General features: G+C 66.3%; 19 protein-coding genes. 10 read left to right on the top strand and 9 right to left on the bottom strand.

Annotated elements, in window-relative coordinates:
• Positions 1-2: 2 nt before the first annotated feature.
• The 3 genes from rnhA to ispH form a co-directional block, all read right to left on the bottom strand.
• A complete protein-coding gene (gene rnhA, locus RPB_RS06770; protein WP_011440240.1) occupies positions 3-488 on the bottom strand; it encodes a ribonuclease HI in 486 nt (161 codons plus the stop codon).
• Positions 485-1,465, bottom strand: coding sequence for a homoserine kinase (locus RPB_RS06765; RefSeq protein ID WP_011440239.1), 981 nt, complete (start codon positions 1,463-1,465; stop codon positions 485-487). Before RPB_RS06765 ends, rnhA begins: the two co-directional genes overlap by 4 nt.
• Positions 1,466-1,563: 98 nt before the next feature.
• Positions 1,564-2,529, bottom strand: a complete 966-nt coding sequence (gene ispH, locus RPB_RS06760) for a 4-hydroxy-3-methylbut-2-enyl diphosphate reductase (protein ID WP_011440238.1) — start codon at positions 2,527-2,529, stop codon at positions 1,564-1,566.
• Between the two features lie 258 nt (positions 2,530-2,787).
• Between ispH and RPB_RS06755 the strand changes: the two genes are divergently transcribed.
• The gene (locus tag RPB_RS06755; protein WP_011440237.1) at positions 2,788-3,495 is read left to right on the top strand and encodes a DUF1013 domain-containing protein; all 708 of its coding nucleotides are present in this window, start codon (positions 2,788-2,790) and stop codon (positions 3,493-3,495) included.
• Positions 3,496-3,697: 202 nt separating this feature from the next.
• Here RPB_RS06755 and RPB_RS06750 read toward each other — a convergent pair whose 3' ends face one another.
• The 4 genes from RPB_RS06750 to RPB_RS06740 form a co-directional block, all read right to left on the bottom strand.
• Positions 3,698-4,075 (bottom strand): hypothetical protein, encoded by a 378-nt coding sequence (locus RPB_RS06750; protein ID WP_011440236.1) that lies wholly within the window; start codon positions 4,073-4,075, stop codon positions 3,698-3,700.
• Between the two features lie 681 nt (positions 4,076-4,756).
• On the bottom strand, positions 4,757-4,957 hold the full coding sequence (locus tag RPB_RS24850; protein WP_198135158.1) for a hypothetical protein: 201 nt from the start codon (positions 4,955-4,957) through the stop codon (positions 4,757-4,759).
• A gap of 268 nt (positions 4,958-5,225) precedes the next feature.
• Positions 5,226-5,765, bottom strand: a complete 540-nt coding sequence (locus tag RPB_RS06745; protein WP_041798034.1) for a hypothetical protein — start codon at positions 5,763-5,765, stop codon at positions 5,226-5,228.
• 885 nt (positions 5,766-6,650) lie between these two features.
• On the bottom strand, positions 6,651-7,286 hold the full coding sequence (locus RPB_RS06740) for a class I SAM-dependent methyltransferase (RefSeq protein WP_041798032.1): 636 nt from the start codon (positions 7,284-7,286) through the stop codon (positions 6,651-6,653).
• A gap of 154 nt (positions 7,287-7,440) precedes the next feature.
• On the opposite strand from RPB_RS06740, the gene RPB_RS06735 reads away from it, so the two are divergent.
• The 4 genes from RPB_RS06735 (at position 7,441) to RPB_RS06720 (ending at position 9,128) form a co-directional block, all read left to right on the top strand.
• Positions 7,441-7,704 (top strand): hypothetical protein, encoded by a 264-nt coding sequence (locus RPB_RS06735; protein WP_011440234.1) that lies wholly within the window; start codon positions 7,441-7,443, stop codon positions 7,702-7,704.
• 317 nt (positions 7,705-8,021) lie between these two features.
• Positions 8,022-8,177 carry a light-harvesting antenna LH1, beta subunit gene (gene pufB / locus RPB_RS06730; RefSeq protein WP_011440233.1) on the top strand — a complete coding sequence of 52 codons (156 nt, stop codon included), beginning with the start codon at positions 8,022-8,024 and terminating at the stop codon, positions 8,175-8,177.
• A 12-nt stretch (positions 8,178-8,189) separates the two neighbouring features.
• Complete coding sequence (gene pufA / locus RPB_RS06725) at positions 8,190-8,393, top strand: light-harvesting protein (protein WP_011440232.1); 204 nt, start codon at positions 8,190-8,192, stop codon at positions 8,391-8,393.
• A gap of 516 nt (positions 8,394-8,909) precedes the next feature.
• Positions 8,910-9,128, top strand: coding sequence for a hypothetical protein (locus tag RPB_RS06720; RefSeq protein WP_011440230.1), 219 nt, complete (start codon positions 8,910-8,912; stop codon positions 9,126-9,128).
• A 390-nt stretch (positions 9,129-9,518) separates the two neighbouring features.
• Here the strand turns inward: RPB_RS06720 and RPB_RS06715 are convergent, their stop codons facing one another.
• Positions 9,519-11,141 carry a hypothetical protein gene (locus tag RPB_RS06715; protein ID WP_011440229.1) on the bottom strand — a complete coding sequence of 541 codons (1,623 nt, stop codon included), beginning with the start codon at positions 11,139-11,141 and terminating at the stop codon, positions 9,519-9,521.
• A 37-nt stretch (positions 11,142-11,178) separates the two neighbouring features.
• Positions 11,179-12,471, bottom strand: a complete 1,293-nt coding sequence (locus tag RPB_RS06710) for an adenylosuccinate synthase (protein ID WP_011440228.1) — start codon at positions 12,469-12,471, stop codon at positions 11,179-11,181.
• 324 nt (positions 12,472-12,795) lie between these two features.
• On the opposite strand from RPB_RS06710, the gene RPB_RS06705 reads away from it, so the two are divergent.
• The 5 genes from RPB_RS06705 to RPB_RS06685 all read left to right on the top strand — a co-directional run bounded on the left by RPB_RS06705 (position 12,796) and on the right by RPB_RS06685 (position 17,646).
• Positions 12,796-13,620, top strand: coding sequence for an aldo/keto reductase (locus tag RPB_RS06705; protein WP_011440227.1), 825 nt, complete (start codon positions 12,796-12,798; stop codon positions 13,618-13,620).
• Positions 13,621-13,966: 346 nt separating this feature from the next.
• Complete coding sequence (gene ybaK, locus RPB_RS06700; RefSeq protein WP_011440226.1) at positions 13,967-14,443, top strand: Cys-tRNA(Pro) deacylase; 477 nt, start codon at positions 13,967-13,969, stop codon at positions 14,441-14,443.
• A gap of 133 nt (positions 14,444-14,576) precedes the next feature.
• Positions 14,577-15,068, top strand: coding sequence for a GNAT family N-acetyltransferase (locus tag RPB_RS06695; RefSeq protein ID WP_011440225.1), 492 nt, complete (start codon positions 14,577-14,579; stop codon positions 15,066-15,068).
• A 262-nt stretch (positions 15,069-15,330) separates the two neighbouring features.
• On the top strand, positions 15,331-16,614 hold the full coding sequence (locus RPB_RS06690) for an NAD(P)/FAD-dependent oxidoreductase (RefSeq protein ID WP_011440224.1): 1,284 nt from the start codon (positions 15,331-15,333) through the stop codon (positions 16,612-16,614).
• A gap of 111 nt (positions 16,615-16,725) precedes the next feature.
• A complete protein-coding gene (locus RPB_RS06685; RefSeq protein WP_011440223.1) occupies positions 16,726-17,646 on the top strand; it encodes a DMT family transporter in 921 nt (306 codons plus the stop codon).
• Positions 17,647-17,658 lie beyond the last annotated feature (12 nt).

Genomic DNA, 17,658 nt, shown 5'->3' with positions numbered 1-17,658 from the left:
CCTCAACCAATCCGCGATTTCATCCGATTCTCGGTGAGCCCGTCCCGGGCCAACTGATCGGCGCGTTCGTTTTCGTCGTGGCCGGCGTGGCCCTTGACCCAGTGCCAGCGCACCTGATGGCTCTTCAGTGCGGCGTCGAGGCGCTGCCACAGATCGACGTTCTTCACCGGCTTCTTGTCGGCGGTCTTCCAGCCGTTGCGCTTCCAGTTGTGGATCCAGCTGCCGATGCCGTTCTTGACGTACTGGCTGTCGGTGTAGAGATCGACCGTGCACGGCCGCGTCAGCGCTTCCAGCGCCGAGATCGCCGCGAGCAATTCCATCCGATTGTTCGTGGTATGGGCTTCGCCGCCTTTGAGTTCTTTTTCGGTGTCGCCGAATTTGAGGATGGCCCCCCACCCCCCGGGGCCGGGGTTGCCCGAACAGGCACCGTCGGTGTGGATCACCACCGGGCGGGGGCCGGCCCCGGCTTCGCTCAGAGCCCCGCTCACGCCACCGCTCCCGCAGCTTCGACACCATAATCGCGAATGCTGGCGACATTTTGCTGGAAGCGCAGCTTGCGGAAATATTCCAGCGGATCCTTCGGCTTGACCAGCGCGCCTTCCGGCACGTCGAGAACATCGACCAGCCGGGTCAGCAGGAAGCGCATCGCCGCGCCGCGCGCCAGCAGCGGCAGCGCCGTCTGCTCGGCCTCGCTCAAGGCGCGGCCGCGTTGATACGCATTCAGCAGCGCCCGCGCCTTGGTGACGTTGAAGGCGTGGTCCGGCTCGAAGCACCAGGCATTCAGGCAGATCGCCACGTCGTAGGCGAGGATGTCGTTGCAGGAGAACGGGAAGTCGATCAGTCCCGACAGCGTGTCGCCGATGAAGAAAACGTTGTCCGGAAACAGATCGGCATGGATCACGCCAGTCGGCAGATGCCGCGGCCAGCGGCCTTCGAGGTGATCGAGCTCGGCGGCGATGAAATCGCGCAAGCCTGGCTGGATCTCGTCGGCGCGCGCGGCGGCGAGGTCGAACAGCGGCCGCCAGCCCGACACCGACAGCGGATTGGCGCGATGCTGCGGAAAATCCAGGCCGGCGAGGTGCATCTTGGCCAGCGCCTCGCCGACGCCGGCGCAATGCACCGCGTTGGGACGGCGCGGCCAGACGCCTTCGAGGAAATTGATGATCACCGCCGGGCGGCCGGACAACGCGCCGCAGATCTCGCCGTCGCGGGTCTTTTCGGGCTGCGGGCAACTGACGCCGCGCGCGGCCAGATGCGCCATCAGCGCCAGGAAATACGGCAGATCCTCGGAGGCGACGCGCTTCTCGTACAGCGTGAGAATGAAGCTGCCGCGCGTGGTGTGCAGCAGGAAATTGGTATTCTCGACGCCCTCGGCGATGCCCTTGTAGGACAACAGATCGCCGATCTCATAGGATTTGAGGAAATCCGCGAGGTCGTCGGCGGCGACGTCGGTGTAGACCGCCATGGGGGGCGTCCCGGGTGGTGAGGAGTGATGGCGGTGTCCTAGACCAGCGCGCCCGGCAATGAAAGGGCGGGCCCCCGGGGCCGGCCCCTTCCCCACCGCTATTCGGCGGCGGCGTCCGGGCGCAGCACGCGCGGCAGCGGGAAGAACTCGTTCTCCTCCGCCGCGGACACCGTCTCGACGCTGAGCTCGAAGCGCTCGGCGAAGGCGCCCATGATCTCCTCGACGATCACCTCCGGGGCGGAGGCGCCGGCGGTGAGGCCGAGGCTGGTGATGCCCTCGAATTGCGCCCAGTCGATATCGGCGGCGCGCTGCGCCAGCACCGAGACCCGGCAGCCCTCGCGCTCGGCGACCTCGCGCAGCCGCTGCGAATTCGACGAATTCGGCGCACCGACCACGATCATCGCATCGACCACCGGCGCCACCTTCTTCACCGCCGCCTGGCGGTTGGTGGTGGCGTAGCAGATGTCTTCCTTGTGCGGCCCGGAGATGTTCGGGAAGCGCTGGCGCAGGATCGCCACGATGCCGGCGGTGTCGTCGATCGACAGCGTGGTCTGGGTCACGAAAGCGAGATTGTCCGGGTTCTTCGGGGTGAAGCTCTGGGCGTCGGCGGCGGTCTCGATCAGTGTCACCGCGCCGGGGGGAAGCTGGCCCAGCGTGCCGACCACTTCCGGGTGATGCGAATGCCCGATCAGCAGGATCTCGCGGCCGCGCTTGAAATGGATCGCCGCCTCGCGATGCACCTTGGTGACCAGCGGACAGGTGGCGTCGACCGAGAAAAAATTCCGCTGCAGCGCATCTTCCGGAACCGATTTCGGCACGCCATGGGCGGAGAACACTACCGGGGCCCGGGTGTCCGGAATCTCGCCCAGTTCCTCGACGAAAATCGCGCCCTTGGCGCGCAGGCTGTCGACCACGTATTTGTTGTGGACGATCTCGTGGCGGACGTAGACCGGGGCGCCGTACAGCGCCAGCGCACGCTCCACGGTGTCGATCGCCCGCACCACGCCGGCGCAGAAGCCGCGCGGCGAGCAAAGGACGATCTTCAGAGGCGGTTTGGCCAGCATTTTTGCGCGTTCCGGGGAGGCTGCCCGCACGCCGCGAACGGCGGTAGCGGCCAACGCCCTGCGGGCGTTGCGATGGTTCGTCTTGACCAAGGAATTGGGACGGCTTTGAGGCCCTGTCAAGGCGTCAAGCTGCTGCACTTTAGCAGGACCATTGCGCGGCAAGCCCCGAACGGCATATATAGGCGGCAATTCCCCGTCATCGCCGATGACCCGCCTTGCCTCCGAAACCAGAGGGGCAAGGGACAAAGGAGATTTGCCATGAGCAACGCACCGCTGATGCCGAAGGCCACCGCCGTCTGGCTGCTCGACAACACGGCGTTGTCGTTCGACCAGGTCGCCGATTTCACCAAGATGCACCCGCTGGAGATCCAGGCGATCGCCGATGGCGACGCCGCCCAGGGCATCAAGGGGATGGACCCGATCTCGACCGGCCAGCTCACCCGCGACGAGATCGAGAAGGGCGAGAAGGACCCGGAGCACCGCCTCAAGCTCGCCGAGAGCAAGGTCGTGCTGCCGCAGGCCGGCAAGAAGAAGGGCCCGCGCTACACCCCGGTGTCGCGCCGCCACGAGCGCCCGAGCGCGATCCTGTGGCTGGTGCGCAATCATCCGGAACTCAAGGACGCCCAGATCATGCGGCTGGTCGGCACCACCAAGACCACCATCGCCAGCGTGCGCGACCGCACCCATTGGAACGCCTCGACGCTGACGCCGATGGACCCGGTGACGCTCGGCCTGTGCTCGCAGATCGAACTCGACTTCGAGGTGCAGCGCGCCGCCAAGGAGAAGCCGACCGACCAGGAATACGGCGGCGCGACGCTGCTGCCGGCCTCCGAGACCACCCGCAAGGACGCCGAATTCGAGCCCGCCGGCTCCGGCCGCAGCGAGGACGACCTCAACCTCGACGCCGTGTTCGCCAAGCTCAAGACCATCGGCGGCAAGAAAGCCGAGGACGAAGACGAGGAGTAAGCGGGGCGCGGCGCACGCGCGCGTCGCGCGATCGCGACCCCACAACCGCCGACGCCCGCGACACCCACCACCGTCATCGCCCGCGAAAGCGGGCGACCCAGTATCCCAGAGCGCGCGTTGTTGAACGCGAAGGCTCTGGAAGACTGGATCCTCCGCCTACGCGGAGGATGACGACGGAGTGTTCGGCCGCGGCCGCGTGTGCTCATCGCTGTTGCAGGCCCGCGTCCTCCGCTTCCGCCAGCTCCAGGCGCTCGAGCTGCAGCGCCGCGTAGGTGTCGTCGATCGCCGCCACTTCGTCGGCGAGCGGCCAGGCGTTGTGACGCGCGCCGACGCAGAGCGTCGCGTCGGTGCGGCAGCGCCGCGCGCGGCGGCAGATCTTCAGCCTGCAGAGGCGCCAGCCGCACAGCGCATCGGCCATCCGGCGGCGCACCGCGCGCTTGCTGCGCCCGCGATCCTCGGCGCGCAGCGCGTCCAGGGCTTTGGCCTCCGCCGCCACGCGCGCCTTCGCCGCCTCGAAATCGCGCTGCTCCAGAAATTCGGCGTCGCAGATCACTTCGACCTCATCGACATCAACGGCCATCGGCCTCTCCTCAATGGTTTGACGATGTGCTGAATTGGGATGTGCCGGGATGTGCTGAGTTGCGGGCACGGCGATGCGTTGTCGGCTGCGCGCCGGCTTGGCCGTCCCCGAACCTGGCCTCCCAAGCGAGGGAGGCGGAGCGCCGAAAGGCGCGACTTCGAGTAGTGCCGCAGCATGGTCGCCGGATCGCCGGCGATCAGAGGCCGCGGAAACGCCTTTCGACGCTCCACCGTGGCGACTTTTCACTTCGGGGCCGTGCTTCCGGGCACAGGTCCGGGTAATTAAACCCTGTTTATCCGGCGGGATTTCTCCCGCCTTCGCCTGTGCCGCGTCCAGCCAACTAACAAGTGGCAGACCCCCGTAGTGGGGCCGGACGGCGACCCGAAGCGTCCCGAGTGCGCGAGGCAACGTCTGCCCCGCGCCCGCAGGCGCCACACCCCGCCCCGCGACGACCAGCGTCCCGGCAACGCGCCCCTCGATGGGGCGGGATGAAGCTAGGCATATTACCCTATAGGAATTTTGTCAACACAAATTGTTTGACTTCTGGACGGCGGCGGCGTTTTGCCTTCCGGGCCAACGCCCGTCCAACACGAGACAGCAAGCGAATCGACTCTTAGCAAAATCCGTGGCCGCGATCACTCTCCGCATGCCGCCTACCCCATTAGCTCCGCCAACCATTATTTATTCGCTCACTTGGTAATAATTCTTTTCATTGCGTGGACAATTCTCCCGAAGCAGAAATGCACATCGCTTCAAAGAGGCATCGCCGGTGCCGAAGCTCTCCTCAGAGCGCCCGCACCGATCACAGGTCACTTCGACACCTTCGACTGAACCGTAGTCGCCATCGAGATCAACATATGCGGTTGTCGTGGTCACTTTCATCGGCAGTTACCCAGCGATGGCCTGAACCTAAATAAGAAGAAAACGGATCGCCCTCCGACAAACGTTGCAAATTTCAATCGATTTCGGCCCGTGATGTATTTGCACGGGGTCACTGCAATCACTTAGCGCGCTGCGCCGTTGGCTTACCGCATCATGCGGTCCTACATGTCGTCCCCACGCAGTCAAAACTCTATACACCGCAACAGGCGTAGCCGGGACGAGCGAAGCGACACCTTGGGCTTTCCCCACATGTGGCTTCGTGATCGAGCTATGTGGCCGTACCGAGACGCTGCGCCTTTCGTTGCGTCCTCACATAGCTCCGCACTTCGCTATCGGATCGAAATCTCCTCCCATCCACGTAGAAATTGCGATCGCTGTCCACGTAAACAGAAGCTCCTTCGACCTTGGAATTATACGCGAGCTTGGCCAGCGCCATACAATCTTCAAACGACGCGTTTTGGATTCTGGAAACGATGTTCGGGATGGCGGACTTGTCGCCCACGTCTTGATAGATTGTTCTAAACGCAAGAATGGCGGCGTCCCCGTTAGGTCTGAGAGCTTCGATCGCTGCAATAATGTCGGGATCAAAATTCACGAGATTATTCCAACGATCATCATCCTTCTCTATCGAAACCAGTTGCGTTGATTCCCTAGAGGGGCCCAAAAGGATCAGAAGGATCGCGGCGATCAAGGGCGACAACAAGAATGCAAGAAAGAACCAACCGAATCCACTCCGGCCGCGGTTACTGGCGGCAGCGCCGATAACGAAGCACAAAATCAGCCATACAAAAATACCAACTATAATCACGAGATGCTCCTCTGCGCATAACCTATTGTAACTTCATCCTCGCATCAAATATCTTGCCGCTACAGGCTGCAACGACAATCTTGCGCGTGTCTCACGACACTCACTATGTTGCGATCGGGCCTGCAAGGCGATTGTTCAAAAGTAGCAAGCGTAGCGTGGGCAAAGGCGCGGCGCGCCGTGCCCACGTCGAGCGAAAGAGATTCTCAGCAAGCGTAGCCCGGGTGAGCGCAGCGACACCCGGGATCTTGACGCTTCCCCGCCTGTCGCTTCGCTCATGCGGGCTACCGCTCTGTCGACGCTGACATTCCCTGCGGCGGTCGGCCTGAGATCACCTCCTACGGCGCTAACGGAGCTTCGATCTACCGAAAGCCCTCGACGCCGACCGCACCTTGTGCTTGTTATTCTGTGCATTCGACAAAAGGAGTTTTTATGAAGGGCATTATTCTGGTTGGCGCAATCATCCTTGGCCTCACGTCGGCTGCGCAAGCGCAATACGGGTACGGATCGAGTTCCCGAAGCCATTCCGTTTCGCCCTACGTCAACAGCCATGGCACCTACGTGCCAGGGTCCCACGCGACAAATCCCAACAACACCCAGACGGACAACTACACCACCCGTGGCAACGTAAACCCGTACACGGGAGAGGTCGGAACGCGCAGGCCACGCTACTGAGCAACCCCATAGGCGTATGAGCGTAGGGTGGGCAAAGGCGCGGCGCGCCGTGCCCACGTCGAGCGAAAGCACTACGCAGGGCGCGCGTGGGCACGCTGCGCTTTGCCCACCCTACGGACTGCGGCTGGGGCGGCGTCCGCGTTCTCATTCAGCGTCGCGGGCGGAGGGTGAGCGGAGACGCGGGACTGTGAGCCGCGCAGCGCCTCGTCCCCCTCACCGCTGCGTCACCCAGAGATGCGTGGCCCACAGGCCGCCGTGGCGGGGCGGGGAGCCTTTGTGGTGCAGCGCCGGCATCGCGTCGAACAGGTGCCGCTCGCGGGCGTTCTTGTAGATGATCGCGTAGTCCGGGCGGCGCAGCCTCGAGAGATTGTCGCGGACCCGCGCCATGATCTCGGCCGAGAACGGGTTGAACATGTAGAGCACGAACGGCGCGTCCGGAAACGCGTAAGCGCCGGCGTCGCCGTGGACGATGCGGATCTGGCGGAAGCCGGAGGCGGCGGCGTTGCGCTGCGCCGCGCGCGCCAGCTCGGCGGCGAATTCGACGCCGGTGCAGGAGGCGAAGCCGAGCTCGGCCGCGGCGATCAGCATCCGGCCCTTGCCGCAGCCGAGATCGACGAAGCCGCGGCCGCGCGGATCGAGCCCGAGATATTTCAGCGAATCGGCCAGCACGCGCGGATCGCTGGCCTGGTAGGGCTCGCCGAAGCGGCGGCTGTCCGACCGGATGGTGAGCTGGTCGAGCTCGACACTGGCACCGGTCTCGATGCCGTAGCGCGCGTCGAGCTCGGCGCCGCCGGGACCGGCAGGCGCGCCGCCGGTGAGAAAGTCGCTCCACATCCGCCACACCGACATCGCGCGCCTCGCCGAGCCCCGGTTCGCCGTCTTCGAGGCCACGAACCTAGCCCGCGCGGCGCGGCGCTGTCGCCCGGCCAGGACAAATCCCAGCGCGCCCCCGCGGCCATGCGGCGGATTGACAGCGCGGCGCGGTGGCCCCGACACTTCGGCGATGATGCTCTGGCTTCTCATCGCGATCCTGCTGATCGGCGGCGGCGCGGCGATCGTCAACGACGCCGCCTATGACGGCCGGCTGTTCGACTCCGGAATGGTGGTGAGCGTCGCCGCGCTCTCCGCGCTCACGGTGTATCTCGGGCGCGGGCTGCTGGGCGGCGCCGGCAGGGGCGCGTGGCTGCAGCATGCGCTGATCTGGGCCGCCATCGCGCTCACCGTCGCGCTGGCCTATCGGCTGCTGCCGCTGATCACAGGGCGGTAATCCCGCAGGGAGGTGAAATGCCTGCCACTGTCCGGCATGAACCGGACAGTCGGATGTGTCATGTCAAGTTGACAAGCCTGTGTCTCACGATAATGTGACCAAGCGAGAGAACGCCGTGATCGGCACCCGACCAGCCGCGCTGGAGGAGGGTCCGGAGGCGGAGGTCTCAACCGGGACAGGTGCTCGGTCGACGACGCGGCGAGGCCCCAGCGGGCAGCCGGCGTCGGGTCGACCGGTGAACTCGAACCCGGTCGCTGTGAGCGGCACTCGCGTGCGGGTTCAGCACGAAGTTTATGAAGTCTCTGAGGAGGTTACCTATGGCAGACGATCCCAACAAGGTCTGGCCGACCGGTCTGACGATCGCGGAGTCGGAAGAGATCCACAAGCACGTCATCGACGGCACGCGCATCTTCGGCGCGATCGCGATCGTGGCCCATTTCCTGGCGTATGTTTACTCGCCCTGGCTGCACTAAGGAGTATCGAACATGAATCAAGGTCGTATTTGGACCGTCGTTAATCCGACCGTCGGCCTGCCGCTCCTGCTCGGCAGCGTCACCGTGATCGCGATCCTGGTGCACTTCGCCGTGCTCAGCAACACCGCCTGGTTCCCGAAGTACTGGCAGGGTGGCACCGTCGCCGCCGCGCCGGCCGCTCCGGCCCCGGCCGCTGCTCCGGCCGCCAAGAAGTAAGCTCACTTACTTCCACCGACTAGCCGACGCCCGTCGAGGACCCTGGGGGGACCTCGGCGGGCGTTGTGCGTTGTGGCAAACTCACGACGGCGCGACCATGTGTGCCCCGCGCGACGCAGGCCGCGCCCGGCCGATCGGCTGATGATCGGCGGCGGGACTCGGGGGACGCGCACCGTGTCCGCCGCACGCGCACGACACGCCCGCGGCGGCGATGGCGTGCAGCCGGGACACACCGCGAGTCCGATTCCTCGTCATCGCGACGATCGCTGTCACCACACGGTCATCGCCACGGCCGCATCCGCGCGATCTGGAATTTCTCCAGCAGCACGATCCGTGATCCATCGATTCCGATTCACGAATCACCCTGTGCCGCAGCCACTTCTCCGATACATGAAGAAACCGTCACGATCGCCATCACCGAAATATCACGACGCGTCACCGCAACTTCATCCAGGCGACCCACTTGAGCCGCATTGCATCGGCAAACGATGCGGACTGCAAAGAAGGAGACCCTCGATGACCGCCACCGACCAGCCGAAATTCGATCCCGCTTACGTCGCCACACTGCGCGAGGTGCTCGATATCGCGGTCGCGCAGATCGCGACGGAGCATCGCACGCCGGCCACCAAGGCGATGATGGCGCAGATCATCGTGCAGAACGCCGCGCGCGGCGTCACCGATGCGCGCACGCTGGTGCACGACGCCGTGCTCGCCGGCGCCGACGGCGCGCCGTAGCGCCGCCGCATTCTGCTTTCGGACATTCTCTCCACGCGCCGCGATTTTCGCGGCGCGTTTTGATTCGGGGGGCAAGCCGGGGTAAGGGGGCGTTTCGACAAGGCCGAGCTTCAGCGACTCGCGTCGCCCCTCACCCCAACCCTCTCCCCGCAAGAGCGGGGCGAGGGAGCTCGCCGTGCGCGGGGCGGACTCATCGTTCCGGCTTCGGCTCCGACGTTCCGCTGTCAGCTCCGAAGGGCTCAGCATCAGTCACGACGCCCGCCCTCACCTCTCCCCGCATGCGGGGAGAGGTCGGCTTGCATCGCCAGATGCAAGCCGGGTGAGGGGGCGTTTCGACAAGGCCAAGCTTCAGCCTCGCTCGACAAGTCCGAGCCTCAGCGAGCCCCAGTCCTACTCGCCCCAAGCGGCGAAGGCCTCGCCGAAGGCGCGCTCGCCGGGCGGGCCCTTTTCGATGGCGATGATGGCGCGGCGCTGGTTGGTGTAGACGATCGGCACGTCGAACCAGGAGCGCTCTTTCAGGAGCTGCAGGTTGCGGGCGCGGTCGGCCTCGACATTGCTCAGCCCGACCAGGAAGAAGCCGTCGGTGACCTTGACGGCGAGCCCGGCCAGCGGCGTGCCGCGCGCCTGCTCGTTCGACTTCATCAGGATGCCGGGAACGTTGCTCACGCCGCCACCGCTGAAATCCTGCGGCAGGATGAAGGTCAGCTCCGCCGTATGGCTCGCCGGCAGCGAGGTGTCGGTGTTGCGGCGGAACGACATCGTCATCTTGAACTTGCGCTCGGGCACCTCGATGTCGGCGCGCACCGCCAGATCGGCGCCGCCCTTGGCGCTGGCGCCCTTGATCTGCTCGGTGCGCCACACCACCGTGCCGACATATTGCTTGCCCTTCGGATCCGACGGATCCTCGTCGTACAGCACGACGCGCTGCGCCACCGGGGCGATCGCCTCCGAACTCGACGGCTGGCCGACGCGATCGGTGATTTTCGGCCGCTCGGTCGAGCTCGGCGGCGCGGACGGCGTTGCGGTCTCGGTCGACGGCGCCGAGCTCATCATCGCGCGCAGCGACGTATACAGCGACGGTCCCCACAAAATGCCGGCACCGGCCAGCACCAGCACCAGGCCGATCACCAGCGCGCTCTTCAGCGGAAAACGCGACGGCGGGCGGGTCGGCTTTCGCGGCGGCCCCTTGCGGTCCGGCTCGACGCGCGTCCGCGCCGCGGCCGGCGGCGGCTGGTAGCGCGCCGCCTCGTCGACCGATTCGTCGTAGGAATATGGCGCGTCCGGATCGGTGCGGTTCTCCATCGACGGTTCGAGCCGGTCGAACTCCGTCGAGGGCGCCACATTGGCGTAGGTCTTGCGCGCCGAACGGTTGGCCTGCGCGGCGGCCTGGCCGAGATCGGCCAGATCGGCGGTGACGTCGCGGAAGCCGCGCAGCCCCGCATTGTCGGCGCCCTGATTCGCGGCCGGACCCTGATCGGGCCGGCGCGGCGCCGGGCGCTCGCGGCCGGGCAGCGGCGGCTCCGGCGGAATCGGCGGCGGCTCGACGCGAAGATTGCGCTGCGCCCGCTCGTCGCGCGGCGGCGCGGGCGGCGCCGGCGGTTGCGATCGCGGACGGATCGGCGGCGGCTCGGCGTCGGCCTGAGCCGCGGTCGGCGGCAGCGGCGCGCGCGAGACCTGCGGCGGCGGATCGCCCGGACGCGGCGCCGGGCGGCTCGACGCCCGCAGCGAATCGCCGGGACGCGCGGGGTCGCCGGCGGGGCGGCGGTTCTTCAACTCGGCGCGGGCGGCGTCGCGGGACCGCTGCGCGGCCTCGGACTCGACCTTGCGCACGGCCTCCTCGAGCGCCAGACGCTCGCGGGTGATTTCGGATTCGGTCAGCGGCGGCTGGACGCCGCGCAGCTGCGTGATCAAGGCCGAGCGCGCCCGCTCGTAGATCGCACGGCGCTGCTCGCCCGGAGCACTGGGGTCCAGGCCGGATATGGCGCGTGCGATCAGCGGATAGTAATCAGCCATCTTGACTCAAGCTTCGATGCCTTTCGGTAACATCTTATTAAGCCTCGAAGGGATTCTGCACCAGAATTGTATCCTCGCGCTCCGGACTGGTGGACAACAGCGCCACCGGACAGCCGACCAGCTCCTCGATGCGGCGAACATATTTGATCGCCTGCGCCGGCAGCTCGGCCCAGGACCGCGCATTGGCGGTCGGTTCCTTCCAGCCCTCGATGGTCTCGTAGATCGGCTCGACGCGCGCCTGCGCGCCCTCGCCGGCCGGCAGATGGTCGATCTCCTTGCCGTCGAGTCGATAGCCGACGCAGACCTCGATCTGTTCGAAGCCGTCGAGAATGTCGAGCTTGGTCAGCGCCAGGCCGTGGATGCCGCAGGTCCGCACCGTCTGGCGCACCAGCACCGCGTCGAACCAGCCGCAGCGGCGCGGCCGCCCGGTGTTGGTGCCGAATTCGCGGCCGCGCTCGCCGATCTTGCGGCCGATCTCGTTGTCCAGTTCGGTCGGGAACGGCCCCTGGCCGACGCGCGTGGTGTAGGCCTTGCAGATGCCGAGCACATAGCCGACCGAGCCCGGCCCCATGCCGGTGCCGGTCGCGGCCTGCGCCGCCACCGTGTTCGACGAGGTGACGTAGGGATAGGTGCCGTGATCCACATCCAGCAGCGCGCCCTGCGCGCCCTCGAACAGGATGCGCTTGCCTTCGCGGCGCTTGATGTCGAGCAGCCGCCACACCGTCTCGGCATAGGGCAAGAGCTTCGGCGCCAGCGCGGTCAGCTCCTTCAGGATCGCGCCGGCCTCGAATTCGGCGAGGCCCAGACCGCGGCGCAGCGCATTGTGATGCGTCAGCAGCCGCTCGATCTTGTGCGGCAGCGTGTCGATGTCGGCGAGATCCATCAGCCGGATCGCGCGGCGGCCGACCTTGTCTTCATAGGCCGGGCCGATGCCGCGCTGGGTGGTGCCGATCGCGGTCGCCTTGCTGGCGTTCTCGCGCAGCGCGTCGAGTTCGCGATGCAGCGGCAGGATCAGCGTGACGTTCTCGGCGACGCGCAGATTCTCCGGCGAGATCGCGACGCCCTGTTTGGTCAGCCGCTCGACCTCATCGAGAAACGCCTGCGGATCGAACACCACGCCGTTGCCGATCACCGCCAGCTTCGACGGCCGCAGCACGCCCGACGGCAGCAGCGCCAGCTTGTAGGTCTCGCCGTTGATCACCAGCGTGTGGCCGGCATTGTGCCCGCCCTGGAAGCGGGCGACGATGTCGGCCTGCTCCGACAGCCAATCGACGATCTTGCCCTTCCCCTCGTCGCCCCATTGGGCGCCGACTACGACGACATTGGCCATTTTCGAGCAGTTCCCCTGCAACTCAACCGGATGAAGCACGATCGTCGAGCGCCTGTCGGCGGCTGGCCGGATCGTCCTGAGCGCCAAGCCAAAACACGGCCGTGGCCGCTCGCATGCGAGGCGATCCATCGGATAACGGATGCGGGCCTGCGACGCAAGCGATACGGGCCGTTTTCATCCCCCGGACGCGCAGCTCAACACATTGATTTCCCCTGAAAATCCGGCGGCCTCGCGCAACCCTTGACGGCGACTTTCGTTACCGCTTGGCTGACTTGATGCGCAGCAGAGCCGCCACCCGGCGCTCACAGGGAGACGGCGATCGCCATGGAATCACTGACCACGCAGGGCCTGAATGTGCCCCGACTCGGACTGGGCACCTTCAAGCTGCAGGGCAAGGATTGCCACGAAGCGGTGCTGAGCGCGCTGGCGATGGGCTATCGCCATATCGACACCGCCGAGATGTACGCCAACGAGGATGCGGTCGGCGACGCGCTCGAGGACACCGCGGTGCCGCGCGAGCAGATCCACCTCACCACCAAAGTGTGGTGGACCAATCTCGCCCCCGACGCGATCCGCAAGGCGTTCGACCAGAGCTTGGCCAAGCTGAAGACCGACTATGTCGACTTCTATCTGATCCATTGGCCGGCGCCCGACATGAATCTCGCAAGCGCGCTGGAGACGCTGATGCGGATCAGGGACGACGGCGGCGCCCGCGCCATCGGCGTCTGCAATTTTCCAATCGCGCTGCTGAAACAGGCGATCGAGGACATCAATGCGCCGATCGCCTGCAACCAGGTCGAGTATCACGCGCTGCTCGGCCAATCGAAGCTGCTGCCCTATATGCAGAGCAAGGGCATGCCGCTGACCGCCTATGCGCCGCTGGCGCAGGGCCGGCTCGCCTCGTTTCCGGAGTTGAAGGCGATCGCCGACAAGCACGACGCCACCGCGGCGCAGATCGCGCTGGCCTGGCTGCTCGAGCAGGACGGCGTGATGGCGATCCCGAAGGCGCGCAGCGAGGCCAGCCAGAAGAGCAATCTCGGCGCGCTCGACATCAAACTCGACCAGGACGATCGCGCGCTGATCGCCAAGCTGCCGAAGAACCAGCGCTTCGTCACGCCGGCGTTCTCGCCGGAATGGGACGAGGAGTAGAGCCCTCCGCGCTGAGAGCCTGACGAAAACTGCAGGCAGCAAAATCAGCCGCGTCTGAAAGTCGTTCACTTCGCAATTCGCGCCGCCATGGCCGGGCTCGTCCCGGCCATCCACGCCCTTCTGGGGCTTTGGCTGCAAGACGTGGATGCCCGGCACAAGGCCGGGCATGACGAGTTGAAACGAAAGGCCGATTTCATCGGCAGCATTTTCGGCCCGGCTCTCGGGATGACGCTGCTGTCTCGTCGAGCGCCATTGGTGTCACGCCGACTTGCGCGCTACGATGGATCCGTGACCGTTGCGGCCCCACGCGACGGGTGCACGTCGTCAACGTCGTCCGAGCCCCGCCATGTCCAAATCCACCCGCGCGACGCAGACGCTCGACAAGCTCGGCGTCGCCTACACGCTGCACAGCTACGACTACGACCCCGACGCTGAGTCGATCGGGCTCGCGGCCGCCGCCGCGCTCGGCGTTCCGCCGCGGCGGATGCTGAAATCGCTGATGGCCGAGCTCGACGGCAAGCCGGTCTGCGCGGTGATCGCCTCCGATCGCGAGGTCAGCATGAAGAAACTCGCGACCGCGCTCGGCGGCAAGAGCGCCAGGATGATGAAGCCGGCCGACGCCGAGCGGCTGACCGGCTATCATGTCGGCGGCATCTCGCCGTTCGGCCAGAAGAAGCGCGTGCCGGTGGCGATCGACGAGGCGGCGCTCAGCGAAGCGACCGTCTATCTCAACGGCGGCCAGCGCGGGCTGCAAATCGAGATCGATCCGCGCGCAGCGGTGACCGCGCTCGGCGCGGTGACGAAGCCGATCGCGGCGGATTGACGAGGCGGGAGCGCACCGGCCGGTAAATCGTTACTCGCCGCATCGCGCCGTTTTCGGCGGCGTTTGCGCCGGCCGGTTTGCATCGCGCCGCCCGGGGTCTATGATTCGCGCTGCTTCGCCAGAGGACGTCATCATGACCGCATCGGTCGCCCCCCGCGGACAGGTCCGCGCGCTCGGACCTGCCGACACCGACCGCTACTGCAATCATCTGGCGCGGCTCGATCCGGCGGCGCGGCGGATGCGGTTCTTCGCGGACGTCTCCGACTTCCACGTGCTGTTCCACGCCGGCGCGGCGTTGTCCGACGGCCGCGCCGTGGTCGGCTATGTCGAGGACGACGAGATCCGCGGCGCCTGCGAGTTGCTCGAAACCGACCGCGCGGATCACGGCGCCGAAGCCGCCTTCAGCGTCGAGAGCGACTGGCGCTGCCAGGGCATCGGCGGGCTGCTGATGGCGGCGATGATCGCCGATGCGCGCCGCCGCGGCGTGCTGCGGATCGAGATGCAGTGCCTGAAGTCCAACGCGCCGATGCAGGCGCTGGCGGCGCGCTTCACCAGCGACCTGCGCCAGATCGGCGACACCACCCTCGCGGTGCTCGACAACAGCCCCGCAATCCCCGCGGCATAGCGCCCGTCCCCGCCACATCCGACCCGGTCGCCGCGCATCCGCGGACAGCCGATGCTGCGCCGCACGCCCGCCCCGCCGGGAAATAGATGTTGCGGTCCACGCAATATATGCCATATTTCGAATATACGAATGTATGAAGATATTGCACGATCCTGCATCAGCGGATCGCGATCACGACAAGCATCGGCGGCGACACGCCGGACCAGAGGAAACCACAGCGGCGCGGCATCTCGGCTGCCGCGGCCGCAAGGAGACGGCTTCGATGGCACATGTTCTGATTCTGGGCGCCGGCCTCGGCGGCGTCGTGATGGCCTACGAGATGAAGGATCTGCTCGGACGCGACGACCGCATCACCGTCGTCACCAAGGATCCGATCTATCACTTCGTGCCGTCGAACCCGTGGGTCGCGGTGAAATGGCGGACGCGCGACGCGATCGAGGTCGATCTCGCGCCGGTGTTCCAGCGCCGCGGCATCGATTTCAAGACGGTGCCGGCGACCAAAGTCGATCCCGACAACAACCGCGTCGAGCTCGCCGACGGCAGCGTCGTCGACTACGATTTTCTGGTGATCGCCACCGGGCCCGAACTCGCCTTCGACGAGATCGAAGGGCTCGGCCCCGACGGCTACACGTCGTCGGTCTGCCACGTCGAGCACGCGCTCGCGGCGTCGGAGACGTTCGAGGAGTTCTGCAAGAACCCGGGCCCGATCGTCACCGGCGCGGTGCAGGGCGCGTCCTGCTTCGGCCCGGCCTACGAATACACCTTCATCCTCGACACCGAGCTGCGCCGCCGCAAGATCCGCGACCGCGTGCCGATGACCTTCGTCACCCCGGAGCCCTATATCGGCCATCTCGGCCTCGATGGCGTCGGTGACACCAAGACGCTGCTCGAAAGCGAGATGCGCCAGCACCACATCAAGTTCATGACCAACACCCGGATCGCCAGGGTCGAGCCGGGCAAGATCGTCGCCGAGGAAATCGCCGACGACGGCGCGGTGAAGAAGACCGCGGAGCTGCCGTTCGGCTATGCGATGCTGATCCCGGGCTTTCGCGGCATCGCGCCATTGCGCGGCATCGAGGGGCTGGTCAATCCGCGCGGCTTCGTGCTGATCGACGACCACCAGCGCAATCCGAAATATCGCAACGTGTTCGCGATCGGGGTCTGCGTCGCGATCCCGCCGATGGGGCCGACGCCGGTGGCGTGCGGCGTGCCGAAGACCGGCTTCATGATCGAATCCATGGTGACGGCGACCGCGCACAACATCCGCCAATTGCTCGACGGCCAGGAGCCGACCCATCAGGCGACCTGGAACGCGGTGTGCCTCGCCGATTTCGGCGATTCCGGCGTCGCCTTCGTGGCGCAACCGCAACTGCCGCCGCGCAACGTCAACTGGTCGTCGTCCGGCGCCTGGGTGCACAACGCCAAGATCGCGTTCGAGAAGTACTTCCTGCGCAAGATGAGCCGCGGCGAGAGTGACACCTTCTACGAGAAGGCGATGCTCGACATCCTCGGCATCGGCAAGCTGAAGAAGACCGAGGAGACCTGATCCCCGCCGGCGCGGAACACGGCGCCCGCATGGCATCCATCCGGCGGGCGGACTTGCGGCAGGGGAAAATTTAGGCACAAGTCGCCTCCCCTTTATGCAAAGCAGACGATCGTGACCGCCGCGCCCCGCTCCTTCTCACGCCTCGCCGACCAGCCCTATCTCCTGCTCAGCCTGACCTCGCTGTTCTGGGCCGGCAACGCCATCGTCGGCCGCGCCGCCGCCGGGCATTTTCCGCCGGTGACGCTGTCGTTCCTGCGCTGGGCCTGCGCCTTCGCGATCGTGCTGCCGTTCGCCGCGCGGCACCTGATCGCCGACTGGGGCGTGATCCGCCGGCATCTCGGGCTGATGATCGTGCTGTCGATCGCCGGGATCTCGATCTTCAACACGCTGCAATACACCGCGCTGCAATACACCACCGCGATCAACATCCTGCTGCTGCAATCGACCGCGCCGCTGTTCGTGGCGATCTGGGCGCTGATCGTGCTCGGCGTCCGGCTGACGCTGACGCAGGCGCTCGGCATCATGACGTCGATGCTCGGCGTGGTGGTGATCATCCTGCACGGCGACATCGCCCAACTGGCGGCGATCGATCTCAACCGCGGCGACCTGATGTTCTTCGGCGCGCTGGCGGTGTTCGGGCTGTACACCGCGCTGACACAGCGGCGGCCGCCGATGCACGCGCTGTCGTTCCTCGCCTTCAGCTTCGGCTGCGGCGCGCTGTTCCTGATCCCGCTGCTGGTCTGGGAACTGACGACGCGGCCGGCGCCGGCGATCGACCTCGCCAATGTGGCGTCGCTGGCCTATGTGGTGATCTTCCCGTCGATCCTCGCTTATCTCTGCTACAACCGCGGCGTCAGGCTGATCGGCGCCAACCGCTCGGCGCCGTTCTTCCATCTGATCCCGGTGTTCGGCTCGGCGATGGCGATCCTGTTCCTCGGCGAACGGCCGCATCTCTACCACGCCGTCGGCTACGCGCTGGTGCTGACCGGCGTCATCGTCGCGGCGCGGACGCCGAAGCCGACGGCGGCGTGAGCCGCGCGGCGA

Source organism: Rhodopseudomonas palustris HaA2, assembly GCF_000013365.1.
GTDB lineage: Bacteria > Pseudomonadota > Alphaproteobacteria > Rhizobiales > Xanthobacteraceae > Rhodopseudomonas > Rhodopseudomonas palustris_J.
The sequence above is the reverse complement of the archived record's forward strand: the minus strand, read 5'-3'. Positions and strand labels throughout refer to the sequence as shown.

What these genes read in the sequence shown, in the direction of transcription:
- RPB_RS06755 (WP_011440237.1), top strand. Translation starts at nt 2,788, where the DNA reads ATGAGCAACGCACCGCTGATGCCGAAGGCCACCGCCGTCTGGCTGCTC.
- RPB_RS06765 (WP_011440239.1), bottom strand. Translation starts at nt 1,465, where the DNA reads ATGGCGGTCTACACCGACGTCGCCGCCGACGACCTCGCGGATTTCCTC.
- pufA (WP_011440232.1), top strand. Translation starts at nt 8,190, where the DNA reads ATGAATCAAGGTCGTATTTGGACCGTCGTTAATCCGACCGTCGGCCTG.
- RPB_RS06705 (WP_011440227.1), top strand. Translation starts at nt 12,796, where the DNA reads ATGGAATCACTGACCACGCAGGGCCTGAATGTGCCCCGACTCGGACTG.
- RPB_RS06695 (WP_011440225.1), top strand. Translation starts at nt 14,577, where the DNA reads ATGACCGCATCGGTCGCCCCCCGCGGACAGGTCCGCGCGCTCGGACCT.
- pufB (WP_011440233.1), top strand. Translation starts at nt 8,022, where the DNA reads ATGGCAGACGATCCCAACAAGGTCTGGCCGACCGGTCTGACGATCGCG.
- RPB_RS24850 (WP_198135158.1), bottom strand. Translation starts at nt 4,957, where the DNA reads ATGAAAGTGACCACGACAACCGCATATGTTGATCTCGATGGCGACTAC.
- ybaK (WP_011440226.1), top strand. Translation starts at nt 13,967, where the DNA reads ATGTCCAAATCCACCCGCGCGACGCAGACGCTCGACAAGCTCGGCGTC.
- ispH (WP_011440238.1), bottom strand. Translation starts at nt 2,529, where the DNA reads ATGCTGGCCAAACCGCCTCTGAAGATCGTCCTTTGCTCGCCGCGCGGC.
- RPB_RS06740 (WP_041798032.1), bottom strand. Translation starts at nt 7,286, where the DNA reads ATGTCGGTGTGGCGGATGTGGAGCGACTTTCTCACCGGCGGCGCGCCT.
- RPB_RS06715 (WP_011440229.1), bottom strand. Translation starts at nt 11,141, where the DNA reads ATGGCTGATTACTATCCGCTGATCGCACGCGCCATATCCGGCCTGGAC.
- RPB_RS06750 (WP_011440236.1), bottom strand. Translation starts at nt 4,075, where the DNA reads ATGGCCGTTGATGTCGATGAGGTCGAAGTGATCTGCGACGCCGAATTT.
- RPB_RS06735 (WP_011440234.1), top strand. Translation starts at nt 7,441, where the DNA reads ATGATGCTCTGGCTTCTCATCGCGATCCTGCTGATCGGCGGCGGCGCG.
- RPB_RS06690 (WP_011440224.1), top strand. Translation starts at nt 15,331, where the DNA reads ATGGCACATGTTCTGATTCTGGGCGCCGGCCTCGGCGGCGTCGTGATG.
- RPB_RS06720 (WP_011440230.1), top strand. Translation starts at nt 8,910, where the DNA reads ATGACCGCCACCGACCAGCCGAAATTCGATCCCGCTTACGTCGCCACA.
- RPB_RS06710 (WP_011440228.1), bottom strand. Translation starts at nt 12,471, where the DNA reads ATGGCCAATGTCGTCGTAGTCGGCGCCCAATGGGGCGACGAGGGGAAG.